General features: G+C 44.8%; 12 protein-coding genes. 11 read left to right on the top strand and 1 reads right to left on the bottom strand.

Translation table 11 applies throughout. From position 1 onward, the window contains the following. Window positions 1-110: 110 nt before the first annotated feature. The 3 genes from typA to ACDE64_RS16425 all read left to right on the top strand — a co-directional run bounded on the left by typA (window position 111) and on the right by ACDE64_RS16425 (window position 5,232). A complete protein-coding gene (typA, locus tag ACDE64_RS16435; RefSeq protein WP_411347533.1) occupies window positions 111-1,958 on the top strand; it encodes a translational GTPase TypA in 1,848 nt (615 codons plus the stop codon). 191 nt (window positions 1,959-2,149) lie between these two features. Then, window positions 2,150-3,301, top strand: a complete 1,152-nt coding sequence (locus ACDE64_RS16430) for an LCP family protein (RefSeq protein ID WP_411343190.1) — start codon at window positions 2,150-2,152, stop codon at window positions 3,299-3,301. A gap of 599 nt (window positions 3,302-3,900) precedes the next feature. Continuing rightward, window positions 3,901-5,232, top strand: coding sequence for a PhoH family protein (locus ACDE64_RS16425; protein WP_411347532.1), 1,332 nt, complete (start codon window positions 3,901-3,903; stop codon window positions 5,230-5,232). 186 nt (window positions 5,233-5,418) lie between these two features. On the opposite strand, the gene ACDE64_RS16420 is transcribed toward ACDE64_RS16425, so the two are convergent. Beyond that, a complete protein-coding gene (locus tag ACDE64_RS16420; RefSeq protein ID WP_411347531.1) occupies window positions 5,419-6,558 on the bottom strand; it encodes a hypothetical protein in 1,140 nt (379 codons plus the stop codon). Between the two features lie 191 nt (window positions 6,559-6,749). Between ACDE64_RS16420 and ACDE64_RS16415 the strand changes: the two genes are divergently transcribed. From ACDE64_RS16415 to ACDE64_RS16380, 8 genes are all read left to right on the top strand, one after another. Continuing rightward, window positions 6,750-7,751: a ketopantoate reductase family protein gene (locus tag ACDE64_RS16415; RefSeq protein WP_411347530.1), complete on the top strand. Its 1,002-nt coding sequence runs from the start codon at window positions 6,750-6,752 to the stop codon at window positions 7,749-7,751. Then, entirely contained in the window at window positions 7,752-8,144 is a 393-nt protein-coding gene (locus tag ACDE64_RS16410; protein WP_411343186.1) for a DUF3397 domain-containing protein, read from the top strand. 200 nt (window positions 8,145-8,344) lie between these two features. Then, the gene (locus tag ACDE64_RS16405) at window positions 8,345-10,009 is read left to right on the top strand and encodes a peptide ABC transporter substrate-binding protein (RefSeq protein WP_411347529.1); all 1,665 of its coding nucleotides are present in this window, start codon (window positions 8,345-8,347) and stop codon (window positions 10,007-10,009) included. Between the two features lie 250 nt (window positions 10,010-10,259). Continuing rightward, a complete protein-coding gene (locus ACDE64_RS16400; RefSeq protein WP_411343184.1) occupies window positions 10,260-11,192 on the top strand; it encodes an ABC transporter permease in 933 nt (310 codons plus the stop codon). Between the two features lie 54 nt (window positions 11,193-11,246). Beyond that, complete coding sequence (locus ACDE64_RS16395; protein WP_411346821.1) at window positions 11,247-12,113, top strand: ABC transporter permease; 867 nt, start codon at window positions 11,247-11,249, stop codon at window positions 12,111-12,113. A gap of 19 nt (window positions 12,114-12,132) precedes the next feature. Beyond that, complete coding sequence (locus tag ACDE64_RS16390; RefSeq protein WP_411343183.1) at window positions 12,133-13,902, top strand: dipeptide ABC transporter ATP-binding protein; 1,770 nt, start codon at window positions 12,133-12,135, stop codon at window positions 13,900-13,902. A 162-nt stretch (window positions 13,903-14,064) separates the two neighbouring features. Further along, complete coding sequence (bshC, locus tag ACDE64_RS16385; RefSeq protein WP_411347528.1) at window positions 14,065-15,711, top strand: bacillithiol biosynthesis cysteine-adding enzyme BshC; 1,647 nt, start codon at window positions 14,065-14,067, stop codon at window positions 15,709-15,711. 129 nt (window positions 15,712-15,840) lie between these two features. Beyond that, window positions 15,841-17,103: an adenosylhomocysteinase gene (locus ACDE64_RS16380; RefSeq protein WP_411347527.1), complete on the top strand. Its 1,263-nt coding sequence runs from the start codon at window positions 15,841-15,843 to the stop codon at window positions 17,101-17,103. Window positions 17,104-17,295: the final 192 nt, after the last annotated feature.

Raw genomic sequence — 17,295 nt, 5'->3', positions numbered from 1 at the left:
AATAATGAATCAATTTAGGAATGACGGTTTTCATTGGTTTTCATAATAAATAGTAGAGCGTCGGCTTTAATGACCGACGCTCATTTTATGGAGAGGATTTGGAGAATTTTATGCATTTGAGAGAAAACATCCGCAATATCGCCATTATTGCCCACGTTGACCACGGTAAAACAACGCTGGTGGACAAACTGTTGCAACAATCCGGCATTTTCCGTGATCACGAGACTTTGCAGGAGCGCGCAATGGATTCTAACGATCTGGAACGCGAACGCGGTATTACGATTTTGGCTAAAAATACAGCAATTACCTATAAAGACTATCTGATCAACATCGTGGATACACCAGGACACGCCGACTTTGGCGGTGAAGTGGAACGTATTATGAAAATGGTTGACGGTGTACTGCTCGTTGTAGACGCTTATGAAGGTTGTATGCCACAAACCAAATTCGTTCTGCGCAAAGCATTGGAGCACAACTTGACTCCAATCGTTGTCGTGAACAAAATCGACCGTCCGGCAGCACGTCCGGCTGAAGTTATCGATGAAGTATTGGAACTGTTTATCGAGCTGGGCGCGAATGACGAGCAACTGGACTTCCCGGTTGTGTATGCATCCGCACTGAACGGTACATCCAGCATGGAAGACGATCCTGCAAAACAGGACGATAACATGCAAGCAATCTACGAAACGGTTGTTAGCCACATTCCGGCACCGACTGAGGACGTAGAACAACCACTGCAATTCCTCGTTACCCTGATGGACTATAACGAATACCTGGGACGTATCGCGGTTGGTCGTGTAAACCGTGGTGTCATCCGTCAAGGTCAATCCGTAACAGTTATCAATCGCGAAGGTCAGAAAAAGACCGCTCGTATCGAGAAACTGTTCGGTTTCCAAGGTCTGAAACGTGTTGAAGTTGAAGAAGCAGGCGGCGGTGACATTATCGCAATCGCTGGTATCAAAGACATCAACATCGGTGAAACGATCGCCGATTCACAAAATCCAGAAGCATTGCCGGTTCTGAAAATCGACGAGCCGACACTGCAAATGACATTCCTCGTTAACAACAGTCCATTTGCTGGGCGCGAAGGCAAATGGGTAACGTCCCGTCGCCTGCGCGATCGACTGTTCAAAGAATTGGAAACAGACGTGAGTCTGCGCGTTGACGAAACCGATAGCCCGGACGCTTATGTTGTATCCGGTCGTGGTGAGCTTCACCTTGGTATTCTGATCGAGAACATGCGTCGCGAAGGCTACGAGCTGCAAGTATCCAAGCCTGAAGTTATCGTGCGCGAGATCGATGGCGTACGCATGGAGCCAATCGAGCGTCTGATGATTGACGTACCAGAAGAAAGCATGGGTTCCGTTATGGAAAGTCTCGGAACACGCAAAGCTGAAATGGTAAACATGGTGAACAACGGTTCTGGTCAAGTTCGTCTGGAATTCTTGATTCCAGCACGCGGTCTGATCGGTTATCGTACGTACTTCCTGACACTGACTCGTGGTTACGGTATTATGAACCACGCGTTTGATAGCTATGGTCCACTCGTAGCTGGTCAAGTTGGCGGACGTCACCAGGGCGTACTCGTTTCCAGTGAAAATGGTTCTTCCACACTGTACGGTATTCTGTCTGTTGAAGATCGCGGTACGCTGTTCGTTGAACCGGGCGCTGAGATCTACGAAGGCATGATCGTTGGTGAGCATACACGTGATAACGACATCGTCGTAAACATTTGTAAGGAAAAACAACTGACTAACGTACGTTCCGCAACCAAAGACGACACCGTCAAAATGAAAACTCCACGTCTGTTCTCTCTGGAGCAAGCACTGGAATATCTGAATGACGACGAATATTGCGAAATTACGCCAAAAGCGATTCGCCTGCGTAAGAAAATCCTTAACAAGAGTGAGCGCGAGCGTGCGGAGAAACACCGCAAAACTGCGGAAGCTGGCCGTTAAGTTGCAATTGTAGCCTGAATTGTTCATTATATTAGGTGGCTGAACTACACACTGATAACATCAGTGTCCATGGTTCAGTCACCTTCCCTTATCTAAGTAGGTAGGGTATGGTGATTTGCAGAAGTCATTTGTATCAGACCTCGCGTTTTTTTAGTCAAACGCTAAATACGATGGAACAGGTGTTGAGAGCAATGAGTACGACGACAGGTGGACTGCCGCCGCGTGCGGGGGGCAAGACGCAGAAGACAAGCGCTTCCAAGTCCAAGAAAAAGCAAAAGAAAAAAGCAAGCGGCTTCAAGCGCTTTATGCAGGTTCTGCTAATTATCATTCTGCTGGCTATTGTTGGCGTTATGGGATATGCAGGCTACCTGTATTACCAGGTTGAGAACATGTTTGATGGCAAAGCCGGCGGTACAGGTACAACGCCGAATACCGGTGTGGTTGATACGAGAGTGCCAGAGAAATCGGCAAAGGAAAAGCCGATTACAATGATGCTGCTCGGAACCGATTATCGCAAAGAGACCGGAACGCGTCTGACGGACGTCGTGATGGTAGCTACGCTTAATCCGGATACCAAATCGGCAACGATTGTTTCCCTGCCACGGGATACATACTTCCAGCTGGAAGGTTATATTCCGAACAAGCTCAATTCGTATTATCCGAAGTTTTACGCCAAGGATAAAAAAGAAGGCACTGACACCGCGATGCAGGAAATGCAGACGATGCTGGGTAAATACTTGAATGTCGATATTGATTATACGACCATTCTCAACTTCCAGGGCTTCAGTGATGTAGTTAATGCGGTTGGTGGCGTGGACGTTAATGCAACGATGGATATGTGTTATATTGATAACGCCGATGGCACTAATATCAATATCAAAAAAGGTCAACAACACTTGGACGGCGAGAAAGCACTTGGTTATGTGCGTTATCGTCACTCCGGTAGCGGCTGTAGTCCGCGTACGCAGGAATCCAGTGACTTTGACCGGAACAAACGTCAGAATGAAGTACTGAATTCGGTTGTCGACAAAATTCAGTCATTCAGTGGTGTAACGAAGCTCAGTTCGATTATCCAATCTGTAGACGATAATATGGAAACAGATATCGAAGGTAGCCAATTTACGAACCTGCTGACAACGTACTGGAATATTCCAAAAGCGAATATCAAGTACATGCCGGTTACCGGCGACTGGCGCAGTCCGTATGTGTATATTAACGAAACTGAACTTGCCAATGCGAAACAAGCGTTGCAAGAGGAGCTGAGTGGTACGGCAACTCATACTGATCAGTTTGATAGCACATCGACTACGGAAACTACAGGCAGTTCAACTGCAACGCAATAACGGAATGAGTGTGTAATTATAAACGTCCTGTACCTTTTCTTACATAGGAGAAGGTACAGGACGTTTTTTTATTTATCGTAAGATTTCAATACGGACTGGTTGCAATTGCTGTTCATAGTATAGATAGATGGATAAGTATACATTCTGGCAAGGGGCACTATAATCGAACGGACGGATTGTTTACTGATAGAAGGGCAAGTATAGAGACTCAGGCATTTTGGAGTGAAATAAGAGGTGAAATCCACAAGTTTTACATGCGGAATATTTGTGCTATACTATGCTTGCATCCACCTTTTCAGACATTCAAGCAAGTGACTGGGGGTTCTTATTATGCCGCAATGGACATACACGATCGTAAACTTCACCGTTGTTACCTGTTGCGCTATAACAGGTTGCGCCCACGTCTGTTGTCATGGGGATGTTCAAGGAAATGAATATAATTCACCTGTATATTGGACGGGAAAGGTCTGGCTTTGAACACAGTCAGGCTTTTTTGTTTTTCATTCAGAGGAGGGTGAGGCTTGGCGGTTCAGGAAGCGGGAAGCATCAACTGGAGGCATCAGAGATCACAAACAATTCGTACCCAGGGGGGAATCTCCATGAAAAAGATTTTTGTATTGGATACCAATGTGCTTCTTCACGATCCGAATGCCATTTTCGCTTTTGAGGAAAATGATGTGATTATCCCCGCTGTCGTCTTGGAAGAGATTGATTCCAAAAAACGAAATGCCGACGAGATTGGTCGAAATGCCCGTGGTGTGTCCCGTTCATTGGACGCTCTGCGTGAAATAGGTCATCTGCATGATGGTGTACAACTGGAAAGTGGCGGCACACTGCGCGTGGAACTGAACCATCGCAGCTTTGCACGAGTGCAGGAGATGTTTGGTGAGATTACGAATGATAATCGCATTCTTGCCGTTGCATTGAATTACAAAATGGAAGAAGATGAAGCGCATAGCGGTCGCCATGTAGTTCTGGTCAGCAAAGATGTGCTTGTTCGGGTCAAAGCGGATGTACTCGGTGTACAAACGGAAGATTATTTGTCAGACCGGGCTGCTGAGCCGAATGAGATGTATACTGGCTACACAACGCTGCAAGTGCATCCATCTGTCATTGATGAATTTTATAGTCATCGGTTTTTGCCGGTTTCCTCCTTACATTTAAGCTATACGTTACACCCGAATGAATTTGTGATTTTAAAAGACGAAATGGGTAGTGCCAAATCTGCACTATTAAAAGTCAATGCAGATAGTAGCCGCCTGGAACCACTATTCCTCAGTAACGAACCGGTATGGGGAATTGCTGCTCGTAATGCACAGCAACGGATGGCATTGGAATTGCTGCTCAATGATGATATTCCGCTCGTGACAATTAACGGTAAAGCGGGAACTGGTAAAACGCTGCTCGCCCTCGCCGCTTCTCTTTCCAAAGTAGAGGACGAGCAAAAGTATAAAAAGCTGCTCATTGCCCGTCCGGTTGTTCCGATGGGGAAAGATATCGGTTATTTGCCGGGTGAAAAAGACGAGAAACTTCGTCCTTGGATGCAACCGATTTACGACAATTTGGAATTCCTGTTTGATACGAAAAAAGCTGGCGATATTGATAAAATCCTGATGGGACTAGGTAGCATTCAAGTAGAAGCACTCACGTATATTCGTGGTCGCTCGATCCCAGGACAGTTTATCATTATTGATGAAGCGCAAAATTTATCTCGTCATGAAGTGAAAACGATCGTATCTCGTGTTGGCGAAGGTAGTAAAATCGTGCTTGTCGGTGATCCCGATCAGATTGACCATCCGTATCTTGATTCGATCAGTAACGGATTGACTCATGTGGTAGAGCATTTTAAACAAGAAGGTATCAGTGGTCACATTACGCTGGAAAAAGGCGAACGCTCCAAACTCGCTCAACTTGCCGCCGATCTTCTATAAACTACAGGTTACAGTGCACGAAGCGATACATGTAGATCATTGTTGTGAACGTAGATCATCAATATGCACGTAGAGCATCAATGTTCCCAATCCATGCTCTGTGATGTATAGCATGAACAGTATAGACAAAACGCCGAATGCAACTTGCAGCTCGGCGTTTTTATTTTGCGATACATTCGATGATCATCAAAGCGATAATTGTAATTCAATGCGCATAGTCTGTCCCGTCATGATCACCTGTCTCGCTTTTAAATAGGAAATGATCTGTCCCGGGTAAAAGCCGAGATCAAACTGATTTTCTAATGTTTGGCTCGTTGTATCTGGTAATCTTAAACCGTTGAACACAAGACCGTCCACTCGGAATCGAAGTGCATTTTGCGGCTGTTCTTCGACTTCATAATGCCCGGTGATCTCCAGCTTCAGGTTTCCTTCTGAACCGTTCACTACAATGCCCTGATCAGTAAAATGAAATTGAAAACTATCCGGCATACCTCCTTGCCGATGCAAAAAATCGTTTAATTGCTGTTCGCTGATCGTAATCGTGTAATTTCGTCCATTCATCTGAATAGCATCTGGCTGGGATTGTAAAAAAGAAGGAAACTGATCCATCGAACGAGCCAAAATACGGAAATAATTTTTCACTTCATACAAACCAACATTTTCCCAGTATGAATTGAACTCATCCATGAGTTGGCGAGTGACCTCTGCATTGGATGAACCAGCCAGTCCTTGATGGATCCGGCTTTGTAAACTGACAACACGCGTTTTCTGTTCTTGAAGGCGAGTACCGATTTGTTCCAATTCTGCTGATGTATTGGCAAGCTCATTTCGCTTGGATTGCAAATCATTGTATTGCTGCTGGTATGATTGCATGATGTCATGGTCATGATCAATAATCATACGATAATATTCATAAAAGGTGATCATCCCAGATAAGCTGCCTGTACTAAACAATGCTGCCCAAAGCTGTTCCCGTTCCCCAGTGTAATAGGCAATAAGCACACGATCTGATTGTTGCCTTGCTTGATCCAGATCATGTTGCCGAACGACCAGATCTTTTTCCAATTGTCGATAATGATGCTGTGCTGTCTGCTGTTCTTGCTGTACTCTGGCAATTTCCTGATCTAGCTCGTGTACCGAAAGGCTATCTTCCAGTATGGCACGCGTTTGCTCATCTAACTGATTCGTACTTGGAGCAGATTGCGAAGAAGACGCAGAGACAGAAGCAGCAACAGAGGAAGCAGAAGGAATAATGATAGTAAAAACTAGCAATGTTCCGCATAAAAAAAGACAGACGATCCGTCGATTTGGATGAAATGGTTTCATGAATCGTCTCCTCCTTGTATAATAATGAATTAGTATGAATGCAGTAGTTATATCTATTATGTATGTTAAAGGGACACAGTTTAGTATTCAGCGCGTTAGCGGTCTGTATATTGTATTTTGTATAGGCGGACAAGCTGTGTGATGACATACTTATTTGTATTGTAGCGTATGACTGGCAGGAGGGAAACTATATGATCATTGATATTTGGGGCGGGGGAGCATTGGGATTGCTTTTTTATAGCAAAATAGCTACACATCTTGCCGATAACCAGCTCAACCTATGGTGCCGTACACAAGAGCAGGTAGATACGATACATAGTGAAGGCATTGTATTCCAAGAGAATTATATAGCCGACCCACAAATCATGTTCCCCAATGAATCTTCCGGTTGCAATGTTTATGCCGTAGATTCGCAAAGTACAAGCACATTGTCGCTTGCTGATCTGATTATCGTTACGATCAAACAGACGCATCTTACAGCGTCATTCATTCAGCAACTCCAAACAAGGGTAAAGCAAGGAACTGCCATTATTTGTCTGCAAAATGGAGTGCGAGCAGATAATCCCTGGCCTGAGTCATGGCAGGTTTATGCCGCCATTACGACAGAGGGCGCGAAGAAATCAGCAGGCAATCACATTACCCACGCAGGGTATGGACAAACAGTCATAGGTCGAATGGATAGTCTCTATAGGTCAGATGATGCAACATCTCATATGGCAATATGCACGCAGAATGAACATGCTCATTTGTCTTTTTTAATAAATTTGTTTCAAAAGGCAGGATTCCAATCTTCTTTGTCGAAAGATATCGGGAAGGAAGTATACCGGAAGTTGATTATCAATGCCGTGATCAATCCTTTGACCGCAATATGGCGTGTGCCGAACGGAGAATTGCTGGCAAGTCATACGCGGGTGGAGCTGATGCGGCAATTGTTCATGGAAGCGGTTGAAGTGTATCGACGCAATCATATTCCGTACTCGGAGCATTGGTGGGACGATATCCTGAATGTATGCCGCGCAACAGCATCCAACACATCATCCATGCTCGCAGATGTTCAGCACAATCGGCGTACTGAGATTGCCTGGATAAACGGTACGATCATCGAGATGGCAAGGCGTACGGATTACCGTGCAGAAGCGCATGAGTGGATGTACCGATTCATTGAACCATTGACACTAGAGGAGGCTCCGTAAATGGGAGGATTGTTTGGTTGGCTGCTGAATGGCGCCATATTTTTAAGCCTTGTTCCCTTTATTCCTTTTATTGCTACTTATTTTATTATGATTCTGCGCAAAAAGGATAAAAAGCAGGCAATCACCTCCGCCATGGACGTGACAACACCATTTTTGTACATTTCGGTAGCAGCACTATTCAATACAATCTTTAACAGTGGGCTTGGATTCTACATTTTCTTGCTGATTTTGTTGCTGGCGATTGGTTTGATTGGAAGTGCACAGAATAGAATGAAAGGAAAAGTCGACTTTCAACGATTATTTCGCGCAGTATGGCGGCTATCCTTTTTCTTTCTGAGCTTAGGTTACATCGTTCTGCTGCTAATCGCAATTTTGCAATACATATCCCGCTAAACGTGTCGAAACTTGGAAAAAATATACTTGATGTCAGGTATTCGACCGTGGTATGGAGCGTATTTTACGCTTCAATGTGACAAATATGTTGAAAAAAACGAAAAAAAACGATTTTTTTAAGTTTGAGATATAGATTTTTTTGACCACTGGTTGTATAATCTAAAAGCATATACCACATTTTTTTAGGGGGAAACTGCTAGATGAAAAGGAAAAGTTGGTTAGTACTTATGGCACTCGTACTGGCGTTCGGATCATTGCTTGCAGCATGCAGCAGCGGTTCTAACAGCACAGGTACAAGTGGAGAATCTGGAGAAGGAACAACAGCATCACAAGATCTGAAGATCAACATGAGCGCTGAACCTCCTACTTTTGATCCAGCTCAGGCAAAAGATAGTCAAACAAATACTGCCCTGAAGCTGATGTACGAAGGCCTTACACGCATGGGTGCGGATGGTAATCCAGCTCCAGGCGTTGCTGAGAAATGGGATGTTTCCGAAGACGGTTTGAAATATACTTTCCACCTTCGTGATAATGCAACCTGGAACAATGGCGAGCCTGTAACAGCAGAAGATTTTGCTTATGCTTGGGAACGCGTATTGAGCCCAGAAACAACTCCAGCATCTGAATATGCTTACCAGCTGTACTACCTGAAAAACGGCGAAGCTTTCAACACTGGTAAAATCAAAGATTTCTCCCAGGTTGGCGTAAAAGTCGTTGACGACAAAACGCTTGAAGTAACGCTGCAAGATCCTGCTCCATACTGGTTGGGTCTGACTTCCTTCTACACGTACTATCCTGTAAACAAAAAGAATGTTGAAGCCAATGCTGAGTGGGCTTCCAAAGCAGATACTATGGTTACCAACGGACCATTCACAATGACGACTTGGACTACAGGTCAACAACTGGTTTGGACCAAAAACGATAAGTATTGGGATGCAAGCAACATCAAGCTGAACACCATTACTTCTTCGCTGGTTAACTCTGGCGCAACTGAGTATGCAAGTTACCAAAGCGGACAATTGGATTATGCAGGTTCACCAACTGGTGAAATTCCTACAGACCAAATCCCAGCTGCAAAACAACAGTTCCCAGATCAATTCAATGCAAAAGGTATTGCAAGTACGTACTACTATGAATTTAACAATAAAGAAAAACCTTTCGATAACGCTAAAATCCGTAAAGCATTCGCAATGTCGATCGATCGTCAAGCGATTGTGGATAACGTAACACTGGGCGGTCAAATCCCAGCTTATGGCTTTGTACCTCCAGGTATCAAAGGCGAAAGCGAAGAATTCCGCACAGAGCACAAAGACAGCTTCTTCACTGAAGATGTTGCACAAGCAAAAACATTGCTGGCAGAAGGTATGAAAGAAGAAGGTATCACTACTTTGCCTGCAATTACACTGATCTACAATTCCAGCGAAGCTCACCAAAAAGTGGCTCTGGCAATTGCTGATATGTGGAAGAAAAACCTTGGTGTCGATATCAAAACCGAAAACCAAGAGTGGAGCGTATTCCTGAACAACCGTCAAAGCGGTAACTACCAAATCGCTCGTGCTGGTTGGACAGCTGACTACAATGATCCAATGACGTTCATGGATATGTGGGTAACAAAAGGCGGTAACAATGATGCTGGTTATGCAAACTCTGCATACGACAAATTGATTACTGATGCAAAATCGACTCAAGACAACGCAAAACGTATGACTGATATGGCTAATGCAGAGAAAATGCTGATTCAAGATGATATGGCAATCATGCCAATCTACTACTACACTAGTATCTCTCTCGTAAAACCAAATCTTAAAGGTATTGTAGTTGACTTCAGTGGAGCAGTTGACTTCTCCAAAGCTTATTTCGAATAATTCAATAACTTATTTGGCAGTTAGATGATTGCTGCGGGGTATATGTGGGGATTTTCCAACCATATATATCCCGCTTTTATGTGTGTTTTGCGTTTTACCATATATTGCTTTTTATAACGTTGAATATTGCAAGTTTTAAACTTGTTTCTTTTAAATGATATGAAGATGAACGCAGTTTGTTGTAAACTGTGGAAGGAATATTATGGTTGAACGTGAAATCTAACAACTAACAAAGGAGGGCTCCGGAGAAATGGTTAGATATATCGCCAGCAAATTTTTCTTTATGCTAGTGTCTCTATTTATCCTGGTATCACTGACATTTTTTCTGATGAAAATCATTCCGGGTGATCCGTTCATGTCCGAGAAGGCTGTACAGCCTCAAATTAAAGCGCGCTTGATGGCGCAATACGGACTGGACCAGCCTATTCCGGTACAATATGTTCGCTATCTGGGCAATATTATCCAGGGGGATCTTGGTATTTCCATGAAATATCAAAACCAGGACGTAACCGGACGTATCGCACAAACATTTAAGCCTTCCCTGCAAATCGGTATTTTTGCGATTATTATTTCGATAGTGGTCGGGATTATACTCGGTATGGTGGCAGCATTGTATCACCGCAAATTGATTGACCATGTCGCCATGATTCTCGCGATTCTCGGTATAGCGGTTCCGAGCTTTGTGCTTGCAACGCTTATTCAGTACCTATTCGCCCTCAAGCTGGGCTGGTTTGACGTTATGGGCTTTAGCAAACCAAGCGATTTTGTATTGCCGGTCGCAGCACTTGCTGTTCAACCGATTGCATTTATCGCCCGTCTCACTCGTTCCAGCATGCTGGAAGTACTGAATTCCGATTACATCAAAACAGCCAAAGCCAAAGGTCTGAACGGCTTTACCATCATGACACGCCACGTAGTGCGTAACGGGATTTTGCCAGTCGTTACTTACGTTGGACCGATGACAGCGAACGTTATTACAGGTTCAGTCGTTATCGAGCAAATTTTCGGTATCGGTGGTATTGGTAAAGTGTTCGTCGAAAGTATTACGAACCGTGACTATACGATGATCATGGGTGTTACGATCTTCTACGGCGTCATTCTGATGCTGGCTCGTTTTATTACGGATATTCTATATGTTCTGATTGATCCTCGTATCAAACTGTCAGGCAAAAAGGGGGCTTAAACGTTGGCAGCAAATGGAAACCAAACTCCAAATCCTACACCAGGTGATGTAACGATTGATCCAACTGCACAGCAAAAGAGTGTCTCCCTGTTCCAGGATGCAATGTATCGTTTGACTCGCAATCCTGTAGCCATGATTAGTTTGGGAACACTGGTTGTGATCATTCTTATGGCAATTATTGGTCCACATATGGTGGCGTATAACTACTACAGCAATGATTTGATGAATACCAACAAACCACCTTCCGGTGAACACTGGTTCGGAACCGATAACCTCGGTCGCGACATGTGGGTTCGTACTTGGATGGGCGCACGTATTTCCTTGATCGTCGGTTTCTCCGCAGCTTTGATTGACTTGCTGATTGGTGTAATCTACGGTGCAATTATGGGTTATGCTGGTGGTCGTACCGATGAAATTATGAACAAAATCTCCGAGATTTTGTACTCGATTCCGTATCTGCTGATCGTTATCCTGTTGCTCGTTGTTCTGGAGCCAGGTTTGCCAACGATCATCTTCGCACTCGCCGTAACAGGCTGGGTAACGATGTCGTGGATTGTTCGCGGGGAGATCATTCAATTGAAAAACCGCGACTTTATTCTGGCAGCACGTTCCATGGGTGCAGGTGCAGGACGTCAATTGTTCAAACACCTGTTGCCAAATGCATTAGGACCTATTATCGTAACAGTAACGCTTTCCGTTCCAAGTGCGATCTTTTCCGAGGCTTTCCTAAGCTTCCTCGGTCTGGGTGTACAAGCACCTGTATCGTCACTCGGTTCGATGATTAACGATGCATTGCAAGGATGGAATCTGTATCCTTGGCGTATGTGGTTCCCTGCTGGTCTGATCTGTTTGACTATGCTGGCATTCAACCTGCTGGGTGATGGTCTGCGTGACGCACTGGATCCAAAACTGAAAAAATAATTCATAGGAGGTGGGCTTAGTGGAGAAAATCTTATCAGTAAAAAATTTGAGCGTATCCTTCAATACTCGTGCCGGTGAATTTAAAGCCGTTAAAGATGTCAATTTCGAGATTGGCAGAGGGGAAACGCTGGGTATTGTTGGGGAGTCCGGTAGCGGTAAGAGTGTAACAGCTCAAACAATTATGCGTCTGATTCCTTCTCCGCCTTCTATTATTAAAAGTGGAGATATTACATTCCTTGGTGAAAGCCTGCTGAAGAAATCCGATAAGCAAATGGAGTCAATTCGTGGTAAAGACATCGGTATGATCTTCCAAGATCCGATGACCTCGCTGAATCCAACGATCAAAATCGGTAAGCAAATCACCGAAGTTCTGCGCAAGCACCAGAAGATGTCGGCAACAGAAGCGAAAAAATCAGCAATCGAAATGCTGAAACTGGTTGGCATCAAAAATGCCGAAGTTCGTTTTAACCATTATCCGCACCAATTCTCTGGTGGTATGCGTCAACGTGCTATGATCGCGATCGCACTCGCTTGCCGTCCGGCATTGCTGATTGCCGATGAGCCGACAACAGCGCTCGACGTAACGATTCAAGCACAAATTCTCGATCTGATGAAAGATATGCAGCAGAAGCTGGGTACTTCCATCATTCTGATTACGCATGATCTGGGCGTTGTTGCTGGCATGTGTGACCGCGTTGTTGTTATGAAAGAAGGGGATGTTGTCGAAACTGGTACAACCTCCGAAATCTTCAAAAATCCACAGCACGCATACACCAAACGTTTGCTTGGTGCATTGCCACGTCTGGATGAACCGAAAAAACCGAAATTGGCTTCTGCCATTGCTGGTTTGGATCCAACTCGTCCACTCGTTGAAGTAAGCAATCTGCGTCAGCATTTTAACTTGGGTAAAGGTAATATCCTGAAAGCCGTTAATGATATTAGCTTCAAAATCTACGAAGGTGAAACACTTGGCGTTGTAGGGGAGTCCGGTTGTGGTAAATCCACAACAGGTCGTACGATGCTGCGTCTGTATGAACCAACGGGAGGAAGCGTTAAATTTAACGGTACTGATATTTTCAGCCTGTCCCCACGTAAAATGAAAGCGATGCGTAAAGATATGCAAATGATCTTCCAAGATCCATATGCATCTCTGAACCCGCGCTTTAACGTTATGGATATTATCGGCGAATCGCTGGATATTCATGGTCTAGCAGGCAGCCGCGCAGAACGTAAAAAACGCGTCGAAGAACTGCTGGACATGGTAGGTTTAAATGCCAGCCATGCACTGCGTTATCCGCATGAGTTCTCTGGTGGTCAAAGACAGCGTATCGGTATTGCCCGTGCACTGGCAGTTAATCCTAAATTTATCATCTGTGATGAGCCGTTGTCGGCACTGGACGTTTCGATCCAGGCACAAGTTGTAAAATTGCTGGAAGATCTGCAACAGCGTCTTGGTTTGACTTATCTGTTCATCGCGCATGACCTGTCCATGGTAAAACATATCAGTGACCGCGTTGCTGTTATGTACATGGGTAAAATTGTAGAGTTGGCAGAAAGTGAAGAACTGTATGCGAACCCACTGCATCCGTACACCAAAACATTGCTGTCCGCAATTCCGATTCCGGATCCAGATGTTGAAGTGAACAAGCGCAGAATTTTGCTGCCGGATGAGCAACAAGCACCGGTTGAGTCCGCGAACCCGGGTGCACCAAAAGATCCATTTGACCTCGACAACTCCGAGCTAATCGAAGTATCGCAGGGACACTGGGTAGCACAACCTATCGCTTAAAATTAGATATGCAAAAACCGTCATAATATTGGCGGTTTTTTTGTTTTTTCCAAAATACAAAAAAGATTGTTTAATGCTTTGACTAAAACTGGATACTTTCGTACAATCAAATAAGGTTTAGAAAGTTACATTAAGTAACAACGATGAGGAGGACCTTACCCCATGAATGTAGTTCCGGAGAGGCTACCTGCGAATCAGCCGCTGGCAGAGCGGTATATGAATGATTTTGCATCGGTAAGCAGCTTGTATAATATGAATGTGACTGATCCGCAGACATGGGTTCAGCGTGCCGCCTGGCTGGATCAGAATAAGCACTCCCGGATCGAGCGTGGAGCGTTAGTGGATTGTCTGACAGCTTACAATCTTGCCCATAACGATCATGAATCTGTGCGTCAGGCACTGGATACGCTGCGTCAGGATGATACGCTGACCGTAGTTGGTGGTCAGCAGAGCGGTTTATTTACCGGCCCGTTGCTGGTTATTTATAAAGTCGTTACACTGATCCTGTCTGCGCGTGAAGCTTCAGCGCAGCTGGGACGACCGGTTGTACCAGTATTCTGGATTGCTGGAGAGGATCATGATTGGGATGAGGTGAATCATACGTATTTGCCCGATCTGCATGGAGAAGCGGTCAAAATCCGCATGGAGCATGAGCGTGGTGGTCATTCGCCGGTGAGTCGTACAGAGATCACCGAAGCACATATTCAGCCGGTTTTGAATCAATTTGAAAGCTTATTGCCGGACAGTGAGCATAAAAGTGAATGGATGACTGAATTGACTCGATGTATGCAGCAGTCCGATAATCTGAGCGATGCATTTGCCCGTCAGTTGGGTCGTTTGTTCGGTCGATTTGGTCTGATTTTGCTAGATTCAGATCATCCCGATATGCGCCAGTTGGAGAAGCCTGTATTTCGTAAAATCATTGAACAAAATGACGATTTGACGAAGGCATATCTAGCATCTGCGGATCAGGTTCGGGCTGCCGGTTATGAGGAACAAGCAACGGTTGCTGAAGATGGCGCCAATCTGTTCTATATCCATACAGATGAAATTTATAACAATGAGCGTTTATTGTTGTTCAAGCGAAATGGTCTATTTACGGATCGTAAAGGCTTAGTCACCTTTACTCGTGATGAACTGTTGGATATGGTGGAGCAGCATCCAGAGCGCTTTAGCAACAATGTACTGACGCGTCCGCTTATGCAAGAATCGCTGTTCCCAGTGCTTGGTACGATTCTTGGTACAGGTGAGATTGCTTACTGGGCATTGACTCGTCAAGCATTTGACGTATTTGGATTGCAAATGCCACCCATTGTACCGCGGATGTCATTTACGATGGTAGAAGAGAAAATTCAGCAGTTGATGCAGCAATTCGATCTGACTTTTGATGACGTGCGTCAGCGGTTTGAAGAGATTCGCCAAAGTTGGCTGAATGAGCAGGAAGATTATAATTTGGATGCACGGTTTGAGCAGCTGCGCAAGCAGTTTGCTGATCTGTATCATCCATTTGTACAATCGCTGTCTGAAGTCGATCCGGCGCTTCTACATATTGCTGACAACAATCAGCACAAAATAGAAGCACAGATTGACTATCTATATCGCAAAAGTATCCATGCAGTGGAAAAGCAGCATGAAGTAGGACTACGTCGACTGGATCGCATCGCCCATTCTCTTTATCCGTTTAACAAGCCACAGGAGCGGACGATTAACAGTTACTATTATATTGGACGCTACGGCGAGCGCTGGCTGGACCAGCTACTGTCGGTAGAATCGGATTTGAACGGCAGTCATCGTCTCATTTATATGTAATGAAAGAACAAAGCAAAAGCAGCCGACAACAATTGTTGGTTGCTTTTATTTTCATTAAACGATTAAATGGAAGTATAAATGAATTCAAAAAAGATGACAGGTTCATCGAAATAGTGGAGGAAATCGAACATGACATTGCCGTCCCTAGAAAAAAGTATTGTTGCGGATATGGCGCTTGCGCCGGAAGGACACCGCAAAATTGAATGGGTGGCTTCCCATATGCCGGTATTGAATCGGATCAAGGAAGAATTTGAACGCGATCTGCCTTTTCAAGGATTAAAAGTGACGATTTGTCTGCATCTGGAAGCGAAAACTGCTTATCTGGCAAAAGTAGTACAAGCAGGTGGCGCAGAGGTCACGATTACTGGTAGTAACCCGCTGTCCACGCAGGATGATGTATGTGCTGCTCTGGTGGAAGACGGTATTACTGTATTTGCAAAATACAATCCACATCCTGCGGAATACAAATCGCTCGTTCTGCATGCGCTGGAAACGCGTCCTGATCTGATCATCGACGATGGCGGCGATCTGATCACATTGATGCACGGAGAACGTCCAGATCTGCTAGAAGGTATCCGTGGTGGTGCAGAAGAAACGACGACTGGCATTATCCGTCTAAAAGCTTTGCAAAAAGAAGGCACATTGACATTGCCGATGGTGGCAGTGAATGATGCATATTGCAAGCATCTGTTTGATAACCGTTACGGTACAGGTCAATCCGTATTTGATGGTATCATCCGTACTACCAACTTGATGATTGCCGGTTCAACTGTTGTTGTTGTCGGCTATGGCTGGTGTGGTAAAGGGGTAGCGATGCGTGCCAAAGGTCTGGGCGCTAACGTTATCGTAACTGAAGTTGATGCGATCAAAGCAGTCGAAGCGCATATGGACGGCTTCCATGTTATGCCGATGATCGAAGCGGCGAAACACGGTAACTTCTTTATTACGGTAACCGGTAATAAGAGCGTAATCGTAGGTGAGCATTACGATGTAATGAAAGATGGTGCGATCGTATGTAATGCTGGTCATTTCGATGTGGAAGCGAACAAGCCGGATCTGGCTGCGCGTGCTGTATCGATTCGCCATGCTCGCAAAAATATCGAAGAATATCAATTGCAGGATGGACGTCGTATTTACCTGCTGGCTGAAGGTCGTCTAGTTAACTTAGGCGCAGCTGACGGTCACCCGGCAGAAATTATGGATATGACCTTTGCGCTGCAAGCGGTCGGACTTCGCTATGTGAATGAGAATTACGAGCAGCTTGGGGCGGGCGTCATCAATGTTCCTTACGAGCTGGATGAGCAAGTAGCACGCTATCGTCTGGAAAGTCTCGGTATTGGCATCGACAGCCTTACAGACGAACAGAAAAAGTATCTGGATAGCTGGTCTTGATTCATTTTGTCATTGGATAGAGCATCATGCGGTGGATAGAATGCAGCAATATGCAAACTATAAACCCGCAAGTTACTTGAGAATGAATATGCGACAAAGGAATATAAGCAAAAAGCCCGATTTCTTCGACAAGGAAGAATCGGGCTTTTTGCATGCTTTTTTGCAAAGCAACATGCTTCATTGCATAAAAAA

Origin of the sequence: Paenibacillus sp. WLX2291 (assembly GCF_046603665.1) — a bacterium.
GTDB lineage: Bacteria > Bacillota > Bacilli > Paenibacillales > Paenibacillaceae > Saccharibacillus.
This window is presented reverse-complemented; position numbering and strand designations above follow the sequence as displayed.

Coding starts and splice junctions, on each gene's coding strand:
- typA (WP_411347533.1), top strand. CDS start 111: ATGCATTTGAGAGAAAACATCCGCAATATCGCCATTATTGCCCACGTT.
- ACDE64_RS16430 (WP_411343190.1), top strand. CDS start 2,150: ATGAGTACGACGACAGGTGGACTGCCGCCGCGTGCGGGGGGCAAGACG.
- ACDE64_RS16425 (WP_411347532.1), top strand. CDS start 3,901: ATGAAAAAGATTTTTGTATTGGATACCAATGTGCTTCTTCACGATCCG.
- ACDE64_RS16420 (WP_411347531.1), bottom strand. CDS start 6,558: ATGAAACCATTTCATCCAAATCGACGGATCGTCTGTCTTTTTTTATGC.
- ACDE64_RS16415 (WP_411347530.1), top strand. CDS start 6,750: ATGATCATTGATATTTGGGGCGGGGGAGCATTGGGATTGCTTTTTTAT.
- ACDE64_RS16410 (WP_411343186.1), top strand. CDS start 7,752: ATGGGAGGATTGTTTGGTTGGCTGCTGAATGGCGCCATATTTTTAAGC.
- ACDE64_RS16405 (WP_411347529.1), top strand. CDS start 8,345: ATGAAAAGGAAAAGTTGGTTAGTACTTATGGCACTCGTACTGGCGTTC.
- ACDE64_RS16400 (WP_411343184.1), top strand. CDS start 10,260: ATGGTTAGATATATCGCCAGCAAATTTTTCTTTATGCTAGTGTCTCTA.
- bshC (WP_411347528.1), top strand. CDS start 14,065: ATGAATGTAGTTCCGGAGAGGCTACCTGCGAATCAGCCGCTGGCAGAG.
- ACDE64_RS16380 (WP_411347527.1), top strand. CDS start 15,841: ATGACATTGCCGTCCCTAGAAAAAAGTATTGTTGCGGATATGGCGCTT.